This is a genomic window from Brevibacillus sp. AF8, assembly GCF_021270385.1.
Lineage (GTDB): Bacteria > Bacillota > Bacilli > Brevibacillales > Brevibacillaceae > Brevibacillus.
The window spans coordinates 114,828-131,028 of sequence record NZ_JAGQDN010000001.1; the positions used below are offsets into that span (position 1 = coordinate 114,828).

Genomic DNA, 16,201 nt, shown 5'->3' on the forward strand with positions numbered 1-16,201 from the left:
AAAGGGAGGGGTAAGAGATGAAATTGTTCTGCTTTCCGTACGCAGGTGGGCTTCCCAGCATCTATTACGGGTGGAAGCGGGTAGTGTCGCCAGCGTTATTGGAAATTGATCCATTCGAGGTACGGCCTTCATTAATTGGCGATAGCATGGTTCTTTCCACCTCGTTTTATGAGGTCTTGGAGGATGTATACAACCGGATTACACCAGAGCTGGGGGAAGAACCTTTTGCCTTTTTTGGCCACAGTATGGGCGGATTAATTGCGTTTGAACTGACGCGAAAGCTGTTGCAGAATGGAAAGCCACTGCCCCAGCACTTGTTCCTGTCTGCCTCCCGCGTGCCACATGCGTATCAGAAGCTGGTGAAAACATACAACCTGCCGCATGACGAGTTCATCGAATCGCTTCGTACACTTGGGGGCACTCCCAATGAAGTTTTGGATAATCACGAGATCTTGGAGGTATTTTTGCCTATGATTCGCGCTGATTTCCAGGCCGTGCAAACTTATGAAATGAATAATGAGCTTCCCAAACAAATCCCTGTCAATATGACGGTATTGTTTGGGAAAGAAGATTCTATTGAAATCCAAGATATTGTGGCATGGCGAGACTATTGCGGGGGAGAATGCAAATTTTACCCCATGCCTGGTGGGCATTTCTTTATTCATCAGCAAATGAATACGATCATGGTGATTATTCAAGACACATTGAAGGTAGAACAGGCAGTTGCAATCCGTGCACCATTTTAACAATTGTGTACGGCAACAATAAATCCAAAGGTGAAGGTTGGTGTTCTTTTCATGAATCAGAAAGCACTATCTCGTTTGCTAGCGGCCGTTACATTATCAACGGCGCTGGTCTACCCGCAAGCAGCAAGCGCAGCCGCTCCAGCTCCGGTTTTGCATGACGACAATCCAAGTGGTCATTTTGGTGACTGGTACACAGGTGCGGTTCCTCCCAATGCATCCAAAGACAAGCCCGTGATCCTGTTTGTCCAGGGTCTGCACTCCACCTACAATACCTGGTATACAACAGACGGATATTATGATGCAGCCTATAACGCCGGGTATCGTACCGCATTTGTACAACTGAAGGACGCGGATGGTACTGGTGGAAACATGTGGACAAACGGAGCCAAGCTCGCCGAAGTCATTAAAAAGGTTGCAGATTATTACGGTGTTTCCAAAATCAATATCATTGCACATTCCAAAGGTGGCATCGATACACAGACAGCGCTCGTTCACTATGGCGCACATCCGTATGTCAACGTAGTTCACCAGCTTTCCACGCCAAACAAAGGTTCAGAATTGGCTGACATGGCGTACAGCAACTGGGCGGGATGGCTCGCTGACATTCTTGGCAAAAAAGATGATGCCGTGTATTCCCTGCAAACGTCCTATATGGCCAACTTCCGTGCGCAGACTGACAGCCGTAGCGAAAATAGTTCAACAAAGACATACATGGCCGCTGGAACAGGGGATGATGGCTGGTTTAGTGCTACCTGGTTTGGTCATGCGGTTCTTCCTGGTGAAGACGATGGAGCCGTTTCTGTTGAGTCTGCCTTCGGTTTGCCGTATGGGATCAAGAGCTTTACAAAAGACGTTTCCCACGGTCAAATAGCGAAAGCCTCACAAACATGGGATCTGGTTCAGCCGAAATTGCAAAACGCATCCATTAAAGAACGTGCAAATAAAATAAGCAAAGACAAATCGAAAGAAACCACTGTAGAAGAAAGCTCCGTTATTCTCCGCGGAGGCGAAGTGGAAGACAACACCTCCGAAACATTTTTCCTGGAGAGCGGAATCGATAAGCTGAATCTTGATACGATGACCTCGTCGGAAGACACCGTTGTGACCCTGATCAGTCCGTCTGGCAAAGAGTATGAGGCCGATCTTAGTAAAAAAAGCAACTCGGAAGATGAGCCCGGGATATTCCAAGATGCTGTTCATCACTTCATTGAAGTAGAGGAACCTGAAGCAGGCGAATGGACACTTGAAGTGGAGGGCTCTGACGACGCCTTTTTCATGGTTGGTTCCGTGGATGGTGGAGAAGAAGCGAAAGTAAAGGCGAGCAAAAAGGTATTCAAGAAAGGCGACAAAGCGAAGATTTCCGTCGACCTGGGCAAAAACGAAATTGATCAATCGTTACTGGAAAAAGCAAACCTGACTCGTTCCATGAACGGCGAAAAAGCAAGCGTCCTTGATGAAGTGAAGTTTGCCGTAAAAGAAGATGAGCTTACTGGCAATTTTACTGTGCCGACGAAGCCAGGTGTTTATAATCTCTCCTTTGACGTAACTGGCATCAATGAGGATGGCGAACCATTTACACGCTCTATTAATTACAACTTTGCGGTAACAAATAGCGATGGAGAATTAGAAAAATAAGAGCAAACTATTTTACGGCCCTGAAAAAGGGTCGTTTTTTTCTGTTTACAACGGCATCTCAAAGACAAAGATCACCACACCTGGCCAGACTGGCGTAGGTTGTGCGGAGATCTTTATTTATTCTTCACCAGTCTAGTTTTTCATCGTTTTATGTAACTTTCTAACTATTTCACAATTACAATCAAACCGTTTACAGCCTCCCTTCGTTTCCTTTGATAGTACCATTAAAAAACAAGTGTGAAATGGAGGAAGAATCATGAGGAAGACCGTGTGCCTAGCAGTTCTACTGCTTTTTTTCACTACGGCTGCCGGAATGTCAGCCTATGCACAAATGGACGGTAAGCCGGCGTCCCAGGCGACACCAAATTCTAGCCAAAGTGACCAAGTCATCCGGGTGTACGGACCAGGTGGACCACTTGGACCGATCAAAGAAGCTGCTGAACATTTTTCAGCTGAGACGGGAATGAAGGTGGAAATAACAGCCGGACCAGAGAGCAAGTGGATCGGTCAAGCAAAGCAAGATGCAGATATTATTTTCGGTGGCTCCGAGTATATGCTGCAGGACTTTATCTTTAACTACCCCGACATGATCGACACCAAAACACGTACGGAGCTTTACGCACGTGCTGCAGGAATATTGGTGAGGAAAGGAAATCCTAAGAAGATTGAAAGTCTGGAGGATTTAACGAAAAAGGGAGTAAAAATAATGGATGTGAATGGGGCTGGCCAGCTTGGCCTGTGGGAAGACCTGGCAGGCAGAAAAGGGCTGATCGGAGGCATTACTCAAAATATTACCGTTTCTGTAAAGTCGAGTGCCGAAGCCATTGAACGATGGAAATCGAATTCCAGTCTGGACGCCTGGATTACCTATGAATCGTGGCATTACCGGCTCCAGGATGTGACTGACCTGGTCGAACTGCCCGAAGAAGAAAAACTCTATCGTGGAACGCCGATCGCCCTGACAAAAATCACTGATCAGAAAAAAGAGGCACAGCAATTTATTGATTATTTAAGAACGGAAAAATCTCACCAAATCTTTCAAAAATGGGGCTGGAAGTAAGGAGGAACATACATGAAAAAAGTAGTTTTTACACTTGCAATGCTTTTGATTATTTTTGCTTTGGCTGCTTGTGGAAAAAGCACGGAGGTAAATACAGAGGCGGTTCAACCCGATCAAGCCAAAACGGAACCAACTAAATCCGAACAAGCCCTCCAGCTTTTGAAGAATGAAAAAGCAGGAGAGTATTTGGCGGATCCACAGGGAAGGGCCCTGTATTACTTTAAAAAGGACGAAGCAGGAAAAAGCAATTGCAGCGGGGAATGCCTGGCAAACTGGCCGGCATTTACCCAGGAGAATTTCGCAGTCCCAGAAGGTTTTGACAAAAAGGATTTCGGTACGATCACAAGAGAAGACAACGGGAAGAAGCAGGTTACATACAAAGGCTTTCCTCTCTATTATTTTGCAAAAGACCAGCAAGAAGGGGATATAAACGGACAAGGAGTAAAAGAAGTATGGTTTGTCGTAAACAGCGAAACAACATTTGAATAAGCCTCCCAGGGAACGATCAGTCGCGGTCGTTCCCATCTTTACTTTTAAAAAAGGGTTATGGCAGTATAATTTTTATCCAAAAGCAGGGAGTGCCACATGAAAGAAAATTACGATGCGGAATTAATGCGATTGGTTAACGAAAAAAATGGTCACGCATTAGAGGAGCTCTATGATCGATATATAAAGCTTGTTTACGGCTTCGTTATGAAGTTTTGCAATGGGAATGAGGATAAGACGAAAGAAATTATTCAGCTGGTCTTTTTGAGGCTATGGACAACAAACAGCCATTACGATCCTGCTCAAGGCAGCTTTGTAAATTGGCTGCTCACGATTACCCGCAATATATGCATTGACTACCTTCGCAAAGAGAAGAAGCATACGCAACACCATCAAGAGGAACATGAAGAGATCGCCGATCCTGCAAATGCAGTCGAGCAACGAGTAAATACGAATGATATTGCGATGGCGAAAAACAAATTGCCGACGGCCCAAAGAAAATTAATCGATCTGCTATATTGGAAAGGGTATTCTCTTTCAGAGATCGCCAAGCTGGAACAAGAGCCGCTTGGCACGATTAAAAGCAGGCTTCACCAGGCTCTTAAAGGATTGAGGAAGCATCTGGAGATGGAGGATATAAAATGAGAAGGGTTTGTGATCATTTAATTTCATATATAGCAAATGAGCTCAAGGAGAGCGAACACATGGCCTTTGCTGAACATTTAAAGAATTGTGCGGAGTGTAAAAAAGAATATCAGGAATTATCCCAGGCCTGGCATGCTTTGCCGTTCGATTATACTGAAATCGAGGTGCCTGAATCGCTAAAAGGCGAGGTACTTGGGTTTGTTTTTGAGCCCAAAAGAAGCGGTACGGAAACATTCATGGTTAAGATGAACAAGCTCGCCATGATGCTTAAAAGCCAGTTCACTCCCGTTTCAACGAGTATGGTGACCGTCTTGTTGCTCGCGTTTATTGGCCTTGGAATAGCGAATATACAAGTAGAAAATCGCCATGAGGAAAATGTCCCCATTGAAATTGTAACGGCGATTCCCTTAAAAGCAGCCAATCAAAGCCACCCGGAAACAAATGGTGTCGCCTATATTGTCCAGCAGGGATCAGAGAAAAATTTGGTGGTGCAGGTTCACGAATTGCCCGGCGTCGAAGGTTCACAGGTTTACCAGGTTTGGCTGCTGAAAAACAGCAAGAGAGAAAATGGTGGCATATTCAAGCCGGACGAAAACGGATTCGGATTACTGACCTACCAGCTCGCCGAAGGGCAGACTTTTGATCAAATCGGCATTACTGTCGAACCAGACGCAAACAGCAGACAACCAAGAGGAAAAAAAATAGCCGGCTCATAGATGGTAACAGAAAAGGACAGATTCATATTTTAAATATCTGGTTAACCGTATCGTGCGAACGTGTGCTCATCTTCAAGAAACTTCCCCTATGGATTCCGCATATGTCCACACGGCTCGGCCAGTTGAGCCTTATATGTTCGATAGTAAGGCAAACACAAACAGAGGCTGCTGGTGTTAAAACCGGCAGCTATTACTCTATTTTTTATTCTAATAAGAGATTGTTTCTTTTACATTTTAAAGTTTCTGATTGACGTGCGTCATACAAGACGAAGGGCCATTTTTATTTAATTGTGTTTCGTTGTGAAAATTAATTATTTTCAGAATTATATATTGTTGTTTTTTCATCTGCCGCTTATAATTCTACTAGTGCATGAACTTCATATCCTTGTTTTTTTGAAGTGTACACTTCGGAATTAAAAAACTGAAATTGCTTTCCGGTTTGTATGTAATAAATCTAAGGAGGTATGACATGAAGATGAATGAGTGGGAAGCGTCATTTGAAGCATACGTCGAAAAGCTGATGGATGATTTTCAGGTTCCCGGTGCGATCATTGCGGTAGCCAAAGACGGGGAACTCGCTTACGGAAAAGGGTTTGGTTATCGAGACCGCGAAAAGCAAGCTCCTATCGATCTGGATACGGTATTTGGCATCGGGTCAATTACGAAGTCGTTTACATGCATGGCGATCATGCAGCTTCAGGAAGAAGGAAAGCTTTCCGTACATGATCCGGTCATCACGTATTTGCCTGAGTTTCGCACACCGGATGAAGCCCAAACGAAGAGCATCACCATTCATCATTTCATGACCCATACCCTCGGATTTCCACCACTTCCATCTCTCATTCCCGCAATGCTACCCAGTTTACAAGCCGATCCGACAGCACAAGAATTACTCCAACATTTTGAAGCGCAATGTAAACACCCAATCGATACCTTCGAAGACCTCATGGCATATATAGAGAAGCTGCCCTTCGAATTGTTGGGACCTGCCGGGACAGAATTCAGCTATTCGAACGAAGCTTTTGGCTTGCTGGGGGCAATTATTGAGGGTGTCAGCGGCAAAACATATGAAGACTATGTTAAAGAGCATATTTTACAGCCGGTTGGCATGGAACGAACGGTTTTTCATGTAGAGGAATTAGGAGAGGACGACAATACTACCATGCTGTACACATGTCGCATGAATGATGGTGTTCGTGAGGTTGTACGTGCCCCTGGTTGGTGGGATGCTCCCTCCATGCGTGCAGCAGGCTTTCTCAAATCGTCCGCACGTGACATGCTTCGGTATGCGGATGTCTATCGGACAGGCGGGCTTTCAAATGGAGCGAGAATCATCTCGGGAGATAGCGTGTCACAAATGACTGCTCCTCATGTACGCATTGACTTGAGTCGCAGCTATGGTAACGGACTCGGCGTACTTCCATTTACTGAAGATTACACGTTACTCACCCATACCGGCGGCTTAAAAGGGATCACAGCACAAATGTTCATCATCCCAGAGGCGGGAGTAACCGGCGTTCTTTTGACCAACATGGATGATGCCCCCATTACCAATCTGACATTAGGTTTATTGAACAGCATGTTCGGTCGCCCGCTCGAGACGCAGTTCGCCACGTTTCCTGATAGGGAAGTGTCGCTTGATTCCTTGCAGCAATGCCCTGGTACATATAAATCAGGAGAAGGAGACGCAGTAGAGATTAGATTCGATGAAGCACAGAGACAGCTCTTACTCGTTTTAGGCAATGATGTGTTTCCACTGCGTTCCGTGGGCGAAGACACGTTTCTGTTCACGCGCCACAACATCGATTCACTCATCCGCTTTGTTCGCCATCCAGACGGTAAGATCAAGCGCATGGCCTTTGGATCGCGCCAAATACCGAAAGCAACCTAATCGAAGATAGGGAGGAAGTTTCTCATGAAGGTGTTTATTTCGTTGGACATGGAAGGGATATCCGGACTTAGTGAATGGGAGGATGTGATCCCCGGTCGCAGACATTACGAAGCGGGGAGAAGACTGCTGACCCAAGATGTTAATGCGGCGATTGAGGGTGCACTGGAAGCAGGAGCTACCGAAATTATCGTCAATGAGTCTCATGGACCGATGAACAATATCATCCTGGAAGAATTGCACCCACAGGCAGATGTCATCCGCGGTTTTTTCAAGCCTCTCTGTATGATGCAGGGAATCGACAGTAGCTGCGATGCCGCATTTTTCATCGGTTATCATGGAAAAGCGGGAACAGGAGATGCAGTACTCAATCATACACTGTCTGGCCTCGCTATCCATAGGCTTATCTTAAATGGCAAAGAGGTGGGCGAAGCGGGTTTAAATGCAGCAATCGCAGGAGCCTTCGGTGTCCCAGTCGTACTCGTTACCGGAGATTCCCAAACGGCTAAGGAGGTGGAAGAACATATCCCTGGAGTCTTTACAGTCGCTGTAAAAACAGGGATAACTGGACTCTCGTCGCAAGCGATGCATCCCGTCCGTGCGAGAGAGCTGATCCGTCAGCGGGCAAAAGAGGCATTGCTCCATCGCAATACAGTGAAACCGCTTGAGCAAAGAGTAGAGAATACGATAGAAGTCGAGTTTACAAAATCACAATTTGCCACAGCAGTCAGCTGGATGCCAGGAATTGAACTCATCGAAGGACGCACGGTACGCTTCCATTCGTCTGATCTTGTCAGTATGATGCCTGTCTTGCAAGCGATGCTGTTGATAACCGGGCAAGTAAATCAGATGATTACTGGTTAAGTAAGTAAAAAATGCAGCCCCTCTTCACGAGGATCGCTGCATTTTTTTGTTTTAGTTCAAAGGCTTATGGTTTTTCAAATAAGCAAGGGCATTATAAATCATTTCGGCTGCCTCTTCACGCGTGATGGGCTTTTGCGGATGGAGCTTGTTTTCCTTATCCAATTCGATCACATCTCTTGCCAAAGCTCGTTGAATGGAGCCTTGATAATCCACGGTGAGGTCATGATCATCTTTGATTTCTACCGGCACTAGTTTGATCATGGGAAGATTACCTTTGGTCTCCATCACTCTCATCAGCTGGTGAATGAATTGCTCTTTAGTCCATTCAGCGTTCGGATCGAGATCAGCTGGTAACTCCAAACCGTTCACAGCCGCTATGATGAGACTCTCTGCATACCAAGCCTCGTTATCTGCTTTGGAAAAAAAGTCATTGGCTTGTGGAGCTTTTACAAAACGGATCGCTGCCAGATTCAAATCAAAGGCATTTACAATCAGTTGAATACCTTGAGCAGCTGTTATCGTTTCATTAGGTGCGAACTTGTTATCATCTACGCCTTTTATCACACCTTCTTGCTGTAAGGAAAGAATTTTATCCTTTGCTCCAGATTGGACGAGATCCGTAAAAGGAGTCGTTGCAGCAAAGCTTGGTTGGGCGAATGACACGGTTAACAATGCAAGGAAAGAAAGAGAAATCGTACGTTGTCTGACATTCATGGTAGCCACCTCGTCTATTTTTGAAGTTTCACTCCATTTGACGAGCAATAATTGACAACGTTTCAGCTTTCCTTTGCTCCTATCGAATATCAAGGGACCTTGAAAATTTTCAGTTTGTTTACAGTAAAAATATTTAAGGAAAACTTTATCTTTTGACCACGATTTCATTTAACATTGCCTAGTACCATCATATTGAAAAAAACAACATGCGCTCGAACCATGGAGGAAATGGAAATGAAAAAGAGGTTTCTCTTACTAGGTATTCTTTTATTGCTATTGGGTTATCCATTCTTGCGGACATTCATAGATGCTTTATGGGAACAAAAAGAGCCGTACACGGCAGCTTTCCCGAAATACAAAGCGATTCGCGTTGAACAAGACCAGATTTATCAGGGCGATCTGTTATTAGTCAACAAGAACCATCCGATCCATTCAGAGGCTGTCCCATCCGATGTGATCCTTTTGTCTTCGCACAAATATTTGGTGGAAGGCTATCGCTTGCAAGATAATTCTATTGAATTGTCTGAGAACGCAGCGGAGGCGTTCAACGAGATGGCCGGTGCAGCAAGCAGTGACAATGTAAATGATTTTATGATCAAAAGCGGCTATCGAAGTTTGGAAAAAACGGGAAAACCGGCTGAAGAAAAGGGACATGACGAAGGTGCATTGCCAGATTGTTTTAAGGAACATCATTTGGGAACAGCCTTGGATGTTGCATCCACACAAATGAAAATCGACCAATCTCCTGAAGGGAAGTGGCTACAAGAAAACGCTTGGAAATACGGGTTCATTCTTCGCTATCCAAAGGAAAAGGTCACAATCACTGGCATTCCTTATAATCCTATGCATTACCGATTTATAGGTTTGCCACACAGCGCTATTATGCAGGAGCGTCAATTCTCCCTGGAGGAATACGTGAATTACTTGCGAGAAGCAAAGGAAGTGTCGGGGAGTATAAATGGTGGCGACTACAAAATTTATTATTATCCGGTAAATACTAGCATCATGATTCAAGTGCCTACCAATGGAAAATATGTGCTTTCAGGCGACAATCAGGAAGGTGTCATTGTGACAGAGTTTTTGTAGTTTGCTGAGATTCTTTTACAAAGTAGGGTAGCGGAACATGTTTCTCCTGCTTCCTTCGTTACAGTGATGATGAAAAAGACTGCTGAAGCACTCAGCAGTCTTTTTGTGTGGCACCGAAGATGATTAAATCACACGTCTTCCAAGCTCAAAGCGTTTTTCCCAGGAAGTCCCTTTGAATTTGGTTGTCGTAACTCCAGGTTTACCATACGTGTGCAGCAGCTTATTGTCTCCAGCGTAGATGGCAACATGGGTAATGCGAGAAGACGAGCTGCCATAGCTGTGGAAGAACACGAGATCCCCTTTTTGCAGTTGATCCTTCGAGACTTTTTGACCGACTTTGGACTGTTGTCGCGAGTCTCTAGGCAGTTTTACGCCAACCTCTTTAAACACTCGCTGTGTAAAGGAAGAGCAATCAAATGTACGTGTTGTTTTTTTGCTCGAACCGTATTTATAGGGAACGCCTTTATACTTCAATCCTTCGGAAATGACCTGATCGGCAATGTCAGAAGAGGAGGCAGAAGTATTGTGATCAAATGAAGCAGCAGTATCTTTCGTCTGTTTATTCAGATTACTATCAGTAGTACTCTCCTCGTTGGCTGTCAGGTCGTTATTCATACCATCTTGAACCATTTGATCAAATTGGTCCATTTCAGCCTGTCCATTGCCCTGATTTGCAATGGATTCTTCGATAATCTGTTGCAGGTTCTGGTCATTCTTATGTTTTTTCTGCAGTTTATCCTGATTATGTGTAGTTGTGGAGGTGAGACCTGTCTCAGAAGCCGCGTAGGCTTGTCCGTTCATGAGAAGAGAAGTTCCCATTAGAATAGCTACGACCGTAGTAGTACCTTTCCAGTTTCGCTTTGTCATGATGTTCCTCCTTCTGAATGGTTAATCTTGTTGTATGTTTCTCGTCCACGCTCTTATCGTACAGAATAAAACTAAGATTCCCGGTAGAATTTCATGAGAGTTTCCTGAGAAAACTGTTGGTAAGATATTCAAACGGAGATGATATGCATGCCTACGCCAGATGGAAAAGGCTATTTGCTGCTCGTGGAGGATGAGCATAACTTGGCAAGATACTTACAGTTGGAGTTGGAGAATGAAGGATTTTCGACGGATATTGAATACGACGGGCTTTCCGGATTAGAAAAGGCACTGACGATTGAGTACGACCTCATTCTTCTGGATGTCATGTTGCCCGAATTATCGGGGATCGAACTATGCCGGCGCATACGGGAAACCAAGGATGTCCCCATTATCATGATCACGGCTCGTGGAGAGGTTCCAGATATCGTCACGGGGCTAGACAGTGGAGCCAATGACTATCTGGCGAAGCCGTTTGCCATCGAGGAGTTGTTTGCCCGGATTCGGGCCTTGTTACGTCAGCGGGAATCAAAAGCGAATCAGGAGATAGTGGTTGGTCGCTTGCGTATCCAGCCCAACGCACGGCGGGTGTTCCTCGATGACGAGGAAATCATGTTGACCCCACGCGAGTTTGATTTGCTTTATTATCTGGTTCAAAACAAAGAGCAAGCGGTCTCGCGAGAGCAAATTCTTACAGCCGTTTGGGGCTTTGACTTTATGGGGAATACCAACATCGTGGATGTGTATATCCGGTATTTGCGAAACAAGATTGAAAGTGATCCATCCGTCAAACTGATACATACTGTTCGAGGAATCGGCTATACACTACGAGATTAGAAGGAGAACGCAGTGCTTACACCTCGCAGATACTCACTCAAATGGAGACTGACACTGTTTTTTAGCTCTGGCATGCTGGTTTTGCTTCTCTTTTTGTCTATTTTTATTTTTTTCAGTACCTCTAATCTCGTCCATCAACATGAGCAAAAATTACTCAATCAAAAAGCGACGGCCATCGCAGCCGATTTGAAAACAGAAATCACCGAAGAAGCATCTTTGAAGATTCCCTATCTGACGCGTTTGCTAACCAATTACGCTGACGTCAATCAATTCATCAACATCAGCGACCAAAACGGCAAGGAAATCGCTTCAATACAGGGAGCCAATTGGACAAAAGAGCCGGAAGACTATTATGAAAGGACCTTGGTTGCTAAAGAACCTGTGCAGCTACCGTTCACATCGGAGCTTTTGTTTGTGCAAATTTCTACTACGACAGAAGCACTTGAATGGTATTTTTCCATCCTGCTCACGATTCTTTTTCTCTCGTCCTTTTTTACCTTGCTACTTTCGGCGATTGGAGGCTACTGGTTGAGCAACTGGGGACTGAAGCCTCTCGATCATCTTATCCAGCAAATCCATTCCATTTTCCCTCAACGTCTCTCCCAGCGAATTCACCATCATCACGTAGAGAGTGAAATCTACGAGTTGATCCATGCCTTTAATCTGTTGTTAGATCGTATGGAAGAAGCAATGGTCTATCAGCAGAGATTCGTCACAGATGCCTCTCATGAATTACGTACACCGCTCTCGATTATTGAAGGGTATGTAAGTCTTCTGCAAAGATGGGGGCAGCACAAACCAGAAGTAAGGGACGAAGCACTCGCTGCTGTGGAGCAGGAGTGTAAACGACTTTTCAAACTCATCGATGATCTGTTGTCGCTAGCCAAATTGCAGCATAACTCACAACTAGGCTCAAGGAAAGTCGTGCAGCCACTAACCCCTCTGCTTCTGGAAGTAAAGCAAGCGTGGGTTCCCATTTTCCCTCCACAAATTAAGCTGCTTTTTGAATGGGAAGAAGCGATTGTCCTTTTGATGGATCGGGAGCGGATTCGCCAGTTGTTGGACATCCTTTTGGACAATGCACGGAAATATACAGATGAAGGACAAGTGAAGGTACGCGCATATGGGGATGAAGAGGCTGTGCACATTGTGGTAGAGGATACAGGGATCGGTATTCAGGCAAAAGAGATTCCCCACCTTTTTAAGCGATTTTATCGTGTGGACAAATCCCGTACGCGAAAAAGGGGCGGAAGCGGGATTGGTCTGGCCATCGCCCAAGCGATTGTCGCAGATCACGAGGGAAGCATCTCTATTGCTCCTTCTGCGGATAGAGGCTTGAGTGTTCATGTTTCGTTGAAAAAAGCGGGAATAGATTGACGACACGAAAGAGTAACGATTGGCTCTGTGAGCGTGCATTCCAGAGCCTTCGTTTCTCATAGTGTTCTGATTTATGAACATGTAAAATGAAAGGGAGTCAATACAAAGAGTCATCCTTGACGGAGGTGCTTATAGTGGGTAAGGCCCATAAATACATACATAGTAAAATCGAAATACGCCAAGATCAGATGAAGGGTTTTCAGCATCCCCAATACGTCATTACAATCAATGACATCACTTTGAATGACTATTTGAATCAAAATACTCAGAGTCGTTCTTTTGATTTATTAGTGCCACCTATCGGACTGTTTGATAATCGCGATCAACAAAAAGTCCTCGCATTGCTTTCTTTTACAAATGTTGCTCTTCCTATTTTGGTTTGTTCGGATGACATGGATTTCTCTTGTACAGTTGTCACCACGTATGTAGAGGAGGCGAAGGATTACATCATTTGGAAAACGTTCGGATATGGCGTGGACATGTCAAAACCGATCCATGTTCCGCCTTTAGCTTTCGAAAAAAGCCAGTATAGAGAATTTGTTGAAGCGTTCAAAGGCTTTATTCATCGTGATTCCCTATGATAACCATAAGCTGCATTCATTTTCATTTTAAGCCGAATACAGGTGATTCATAAGTACCTGAGTACCTGACAAATGATAGGGAATACCTATCGAAATGATAACAACGATGCTATTGAACAATGATTCGCCTCATCATAAACTAATCTTGACTCACGCATGATCCACCTTCATCACGCTTAACCGAAGCAATCAACTGCTCCATAAAAACTCGGCTTGCTGCACACAAATACTTGTTTTTCCGGTAAACGATACCGATTTGCGCCGTCATATTAGGTTGTTGGATCGGAATCGTGCGAATCCGTTTATCATCGATATAGTCGAGGTAGCCTTTCGAAAGTACCGTGACACCGACACCTTGCCCGACCATATTCGTAATCGATTCCATTGTGGTCATTTCCAAAACAGGCTGTGGCGAGAAGCCCAGCTCCTTACACCTTTCATCAATCAACTGACGCAAAAAGTACGTGTTCGGCAATAAAATGCAGGGGGTTTCTTTCAAAATCGTAAGCGAAACAAACGTTTCCTTCGCGAGCGGATGATCAGCAGGAACTCCTAATGCCAGATTTTCTGTATAGAGCGGAATGGTTTCCAGATCGTCATGCTCCATAGGCAAAAAAACAATCCCCAGATCGAGTTCGTTTTTCAGAAGTCCTTCATAAATATCACCGGTTCTCAACCCGAAAACAGACAATTCAACCTTTGGATAACGCTGGTGAAACTCAATAACAGTAGGCGGGAGCAAGTAATTGACAACTGTCAGCAGTACACCAATCTTTAATGCACCTCTGCTTAAGCCTTGCAGCTCGCTAATCGCTGCACGCGCCTGTGACAATTCATGAAACACATGATAGCTATGGTGAAGCAATGTTTTGCCTGCTTCCGTCATAACCGTTCGTTTGCCGATGCGATCAAACAAGGGCATGCCGATTTCATGCTCAAGCAAACGAATTTGCTGACTGAGTGAAGGTTGTGCAATACCTAATTTCTCGGCTGCACGAGTAAAATTCAACTCCTGGCACAGTGCCATAAAGTACTCTAATTGCTTGAGCTCCAACGACCATCCCTCCAGCGATTTATGATCTAATAATAGGATTATCCTATCATTATAGAATAAACCATTATAAATTTATATGAATGTACTGCACAATATACATTTTCATGAAAGTATGAGGTGATCGCTTGTGAATATCGAAATCCTTTCGATAAATGTAGGGAAACCCAAACAGGTACCGTATCAAAACAAAGAGGTTTCTACCGGTATTTACAAAACCCCGACCACAAAGGCTCTATATTTATCCTTTTTGAACTTGGAGGGAGATGGGCAAGCAGATCTTGTCCACCATGGAGGGAAAGAAAAGGCTGTATGCGTCTATCCCTATGAGCACTACCCATTTTGGGAGGCTGAATTACAGACGGAGCTTCCAATCGGTGCCTTCGGAGAAAATTTGACGATCCGGGGATTAGTAGAAACGGATGTTTGTATCGGTGATACCTTTCAGCTAGGGGAAGCGGTCGTACAGGTGAGTCAACCGAGACAGCCCTGTTACAAATTGTCTGTACGATATGGTGTACCTGAAATGCTGCTTAAGGTACAGGAGACAGGCTATACCGGCTTCTATTTTCGCGTGTTGAAAGAAGGGCTGGTATCGCATTCAGATGTGTTGACAAGGCTCTCGTGCCACCCAAAGGCAATAACTGTATCGTATGCAAACCGAATCATGCATCAAGAAAAAGACAATATCGATGGGATGAAAAATCTGTTGGAAGTAGAAGAACTGTCCTCAAATTGGCGAGCGACCTTTAGCAAACGATTATCCGGCGTGGAAATTGATACCCGTGAAAGGATGACCGGCCACCAAGCATAACGACAATAAAGGCAAGAAAGAATGTGATGGTTGTGTAGTACCATCTGAAGTTGCTCTTCGGCATAGTTACCTGTCATCAGGTAGCTACATAGGCTAAAGGGTAAATCCTTTACACTGGAGAGGAGATTGAGATGTACAACAACTATTACCATTACCATCAAGGGTATTATCCCGTGCTTGCCGGCTGGAATAACAGCCATTTTCACTATGGGTGGAGCCCTCATTATTACAACTGGGGCCATGCGAATGGGAATCGATACTGGGATCGTTATCAGAATACCATCGAATTGAGAGATTATGGACCAAAGCCTTTTGTCGTGAATATTGAGCAAGCCACAAAGCAAAACAACACATTTCGTACGGCATTATGGACAGGGAAGCACTTGCAGGTGACGCTAATGAGCATAAATGTTGGAGACGACATTGGTTTAGAAAACCATCCGAATACAGATCAATTCATCCGAGTGGAAGAAGGTCAAGGACTGGTTCGGATGGGTGATCGCCAAGATCATTTAGATTTTGAACGAAGAGTCAATGATAACGATGCCATCATGGTTCCCGCGGGCACATGGCACAATGTCATCAATACAGGCAATACGCCGCTCAAGGTATACTCCATCTATGCGCCACCGCAACATCCCTTTGGCACCGTTCATGAGACAAAAGCCAGTGCCATGGCTTCTGAGCAAAGCCCTCAATAAGAAATGGTGCCAGAATTTCCCGCTCCTTTTTAAGGGGCGGGATTTTTTTAGTGGGATAGATATTTTCTCAAGGATATTTTCAACGGGCATAGAATATTAACATTATTCACAATCTTCGTTTAAGGAAGGTATAAAC

17 protein-coding genes are annotated in these 16,201 nt (G+C 44.6%); 14 read left to right on the forward strand and 3 right to left on the reverse strand.

Translation table 11 applies throughout. From position 1 onward, the window contains the following. Positions 1-17: 17 nt before the first annotated feature. From KB186_RS00370 to KB186_RS00405, 8 genes are all read left to right on the forward strand, one after another. Positions 18-746 (forward strand): thioesterase II family protein, encoded by a 729-nt coding sequence (locus KB186_RS00370; protein WP_232772844.1) that lies wholly within the window; start codon positions 18-20, stop codon positions 744-746. Positions 747-797: 51 nt separating this feature from the next. After that, entirely contained in the window at positions 798-2,381 is a 1,584-nt protein-coding gene (locus KB186_RS00375; protein WP_173609239.1) for a lipase family protein, read from the forward strand. A gap of 256 nt (positions 2,382-2,637) precedes the next feature. Then, a complete protein-coding gene (locus KB186_RS00380) occupies positions 2,638-3,441 on the forward strand; it encodes an extracellular solute-binding protein (protein WP_221866969.1) in 804 nt (267 codons plus the stop codon). 12 nt (positions 3,442-3,453) lie between these two features. After that, positions 3,454-3,930 (forward strand): hypothetical protein, encoded by a 477-nt coding sequence (locus tag KB186_RS00385; protein ID WP_221866968.1) that lies wholly within the window; start codon positions 3,454-3,456, stop codon positions 3,928-3,930. Positions 3,931-4,026: 96 nt separating this feature from the next. Further along, positions 4,027-4,572, forward strand: a complete 546-nt coding sequence (locus tag KB186_RS00390; protein ID WP_221866967.1) for an RNA polymerase sigma factor — start codon at positions 4,027-4,029, stop codon at positions 4,570-4,572. Then, positions 4,569-5,288, forward strand: coding sequence for an anti-sigma factor (locus KB186_RS00395; RefSeq protein WP_232772845.1), 720 nt, complete (start codon positions 4,569-4,571; stop codon positions 5,286-5,288). Before KB186_RS00390 ends, KB186_RS00395 begins: the two co-directional genes overlap by 4 nt. 469 nt (positions 5,289-5,757) lie before the next feature. Further along, positions 5,758-7,179 (forward strand): serine hydrolase domain-containing protein, encoded by a 1,422-nt coding sequence (locus KB186_RS00400; RefSeq protein ID WP_232772846.1) that lies wholly within the window; start codon positions 5,758-5,760, stop codon positions 7,177-7,179. 24 nt (positions 7,180-7,203) lie between these two features. Then, positions 7,204-8,040: a M55 family metallopeptidase gene (locus tag KB186_RS00405; protein ID WP_173609233.1), complete on the forward strand. Its 837-nt coding sequence runs from the start codon at positions 7,204-7,206 to the stop codon at positions 8,038-8,040. Between the two features lie 51 nt (positions 8,041-8,091). On the opposite strand, the gene KB186_RS00410 is transcribed toward KB186_RS00405, so the two are convergent. Further along, on the reverse strand, positions 8,092-8,754 hold the full coding sequence (locus KB186_RS00410; protein WP_232772847.1) for an S-layer homology domain-containing protein: 663 nt from the start codon (positions 8,752-8,754) through the stop codon (positions 8,092-8,094). A gap of 234 nt (positions 8,755-8,988) precedes the next feature. Between KB186_RS00410 and KB186_RS00415 the strand changes: the two genes are divergently transcribed. After that, positions 8,989-9,840, forward strand: coding sequence for a M15 family metallopeptidase (locus tag KB186_RS00415; protein WP_232772848.1), 852 nt, complete (start codon positions 8,989-8,991; stop codon positions 9,838-9,840). A gap of 123 nt (positions 9,841-9,963) precedes the next feature. Here the strand turns inward: KB186_RS00415 and KB186_RS00420 are convergent, their stop codons facing one another. Continuing rightward, on the reverse strand, positions 9,964-10,707 hold the full coding sequence (locus KB186_RS00420; protein WP_232772849.1) for a C40 family peptidase: 744 nt from the start codon (positions 10,705-10,707) through the stop codon (positions 9,964-9,966). 147 nt (positions 10,708-10,854) lie between these two features. On the opposite strand from KB186_RS00420, the gene KB186_RS00425 reads away from it, so the two are divergent. The 3 genes from KB186_RS00425 to KB186_RS00435 all read left to right on the forward strand — a co-directional run bounded on the left by KB186_RS00425 (position 10,855) and on the right by KB186_RS00435 (position 13,499). Then, the gene (locus KB186_RS00425) at positions 10,855-11,541 is read left to right on the forward strand and encodes a response regulator transcription factor (RefSeq protein WP_173609229.1); all 687 of its coding nucleotides are present in this window, start codon (positions 10,855-10,857) and stop codon (positions 11,539-11,541) included. A 12-nt stretch (positions 11,542-11,553) separates the two neighbouring features. Continuing rightward, positions 11,554-12,918 carry a sensor histidine kinase gene (locus KB186_RS00430; RefSeq protein WP_232772850.1) on the forward strand — a complete coding sequence of 455 codons (1,365 nt, stop codon included), beginning with the start codon at positions 11,554-11,556 and terminating at the stop codon, positions 12,916-12,918. Between the two features lie 125 nt (positions 12,919-13,043). After that, positions 13,044-13,499, forward strand: a complete 456-nt coding sequence (locus KB186_RS00435; RefSeq protein ID WP_232773068.1) for a hypothetical protein — start codon at positions 13,044-13,046, stop codon at positions 13,497-13,499. 139 nt (positions 13,500-13,638) lie between these two features. Here KB186_RS00435 and KB186_RS00440 read toward each other — a convergent pair whose 3' ends face one another. Continuing rightward, positions 13,639-14,553 carry a LysR family transcriptional regulator gene (locus KB186_RS00440; protein ID WP_232772851.1) on the reverse strand — a complete coding sequence of 305 codons (915 nt, stop codon included), beginning with the start codon at positions 14,551-14,553 and terminating at the stop codon, positions 13,639-13,641. Positions 14,554-14,680: 127 nt separating this feature from the next. Here KB186_RS00440 and KB186_RS00445 point away from each other — a divergent pair, with 127 nt between their 5' ends. Both KB186_RS00445 and KB186_RS00450 read left to right on the forward strand, forming a co-directional pair. Beyond that, positions 14,681-15,364: an MOSC domain-containing protein gene (locus KB186_RS00445; protein ID WP_232772852.1), complete on the forward strand. Its 684-nt coding sequence runs from the start codon at positions 14,681-14,683 to the stop codon at positions 15,362-15,364. A 131-nt stretch (positions 15,365-15,495) separates the two neighbouring features. Next, entirely contained in the window at positions 15,496-16,065 is a 570-nt protein-coding gene (locus KB186_RS00450; RefSeq protein WP_232772853.1) for a cupin domain-containing protein, read from the forward strand. Positions 16,066-16,201: the final 136 nt, after the last annotated feature.

What these genes read in the sequence shown, in the direction of transcription:
- KB186_RS00415 (WP_232772848.1), top strand. Translation starts at nt 8,989, where the DNA reads ATGAAAAAGAGGTTTCTCTTACTAGGTATTCTTTTATTGCTATTGGGT.
- KB186_RS00390 (WP_221866967.1), top strand. Translation starts at nt 4,027, where the DNA reads ATGAAAGAAAATTACGATGCGGAATTAATGCGATTGGTTAACGAAAAA.
- KB186_RS00410 (WP_232772847.1), bottom strand. Translation starts at nt 8,754, where the DNA reads ATGAATGTCAGACAACGTACGATTTCTCTTTCTTTCCTTGCATTGTTA.
- KB186_RS00380 (WP_221866969.1), top strand. Translation starts at nt 2,638, where the DNA reads ATGAGGAAGACCGTGTGCCTAGCAGTTCTACTGCTTTTTTTCACTACG.
- KB186_RS00385 (WP_221866968.1), top strand. Translation starts at nt 3,454, where the DNA reads ATGAAAAAAGTAGTTTTTACACTTGCAATGCTTTTGATTATTTTTGCT.
- KB186_RS00405 (WP_173609233.1), top strand. Translation starts at nt 7,204, where the DNA reads ATGAAGGTGTTTATTTCGTTGGACATGGAAGGGATATCCGGACTTAGT.
- KB186_RS00370 (WP_232772844.1), top strand. Translation starts at nt 18, where the DNA reads ATGAAATTGTTCTGCTTTCCGTACGCAGGTGGGCTTCCCAGCATCTAT.
- KB186_RS00375 (WP_173609239.1), top strand. Translation starts at nt 798, where the DNA reads ATGAATCAGAAAGCACTATCTCGTTTGCTAGCGGCCGTTACATTATCA.
- KB186_RS00450 (WP_232772853.1), top strand. Translation starts at nt 15,496, where the DNA reads ATGTACAACAACTATTACCATTACCATCAAGGGTATTATCCCGTGCTT.
- KB186_RS00420 (WP_232772849.1), bottom strand. Translation starts at nt 10,707, where the DNA reads ATGACAAAGCGAAACTGGAAAGGTACTACTACGGTCGTAGCTATTCTA.
- KB186_RS00395 (WP_232772845.1), top strand. Translation starts at nt 4,569, where the DNA reads ATGAGAAGGGTTTGTGATCATTTAATTTCATATATAGCAAATGAGCTC.
- KB186_RS00425 (WP_173609229.1), top strand. Translation starts at nt 10,855, where the DNA reads ATGCCTACGCCAGATGGAAAAGGCTATTTGCTGCTCGTGGAGGATGAG.
- KB186_RS00400 (WP_232772846.1), top strand. Translation starts at nt 5,758, where the DNA reads ATGAAGATGAATGAGTGGGAAGCGTCATTTGAAGCATACGTCGAAAAG.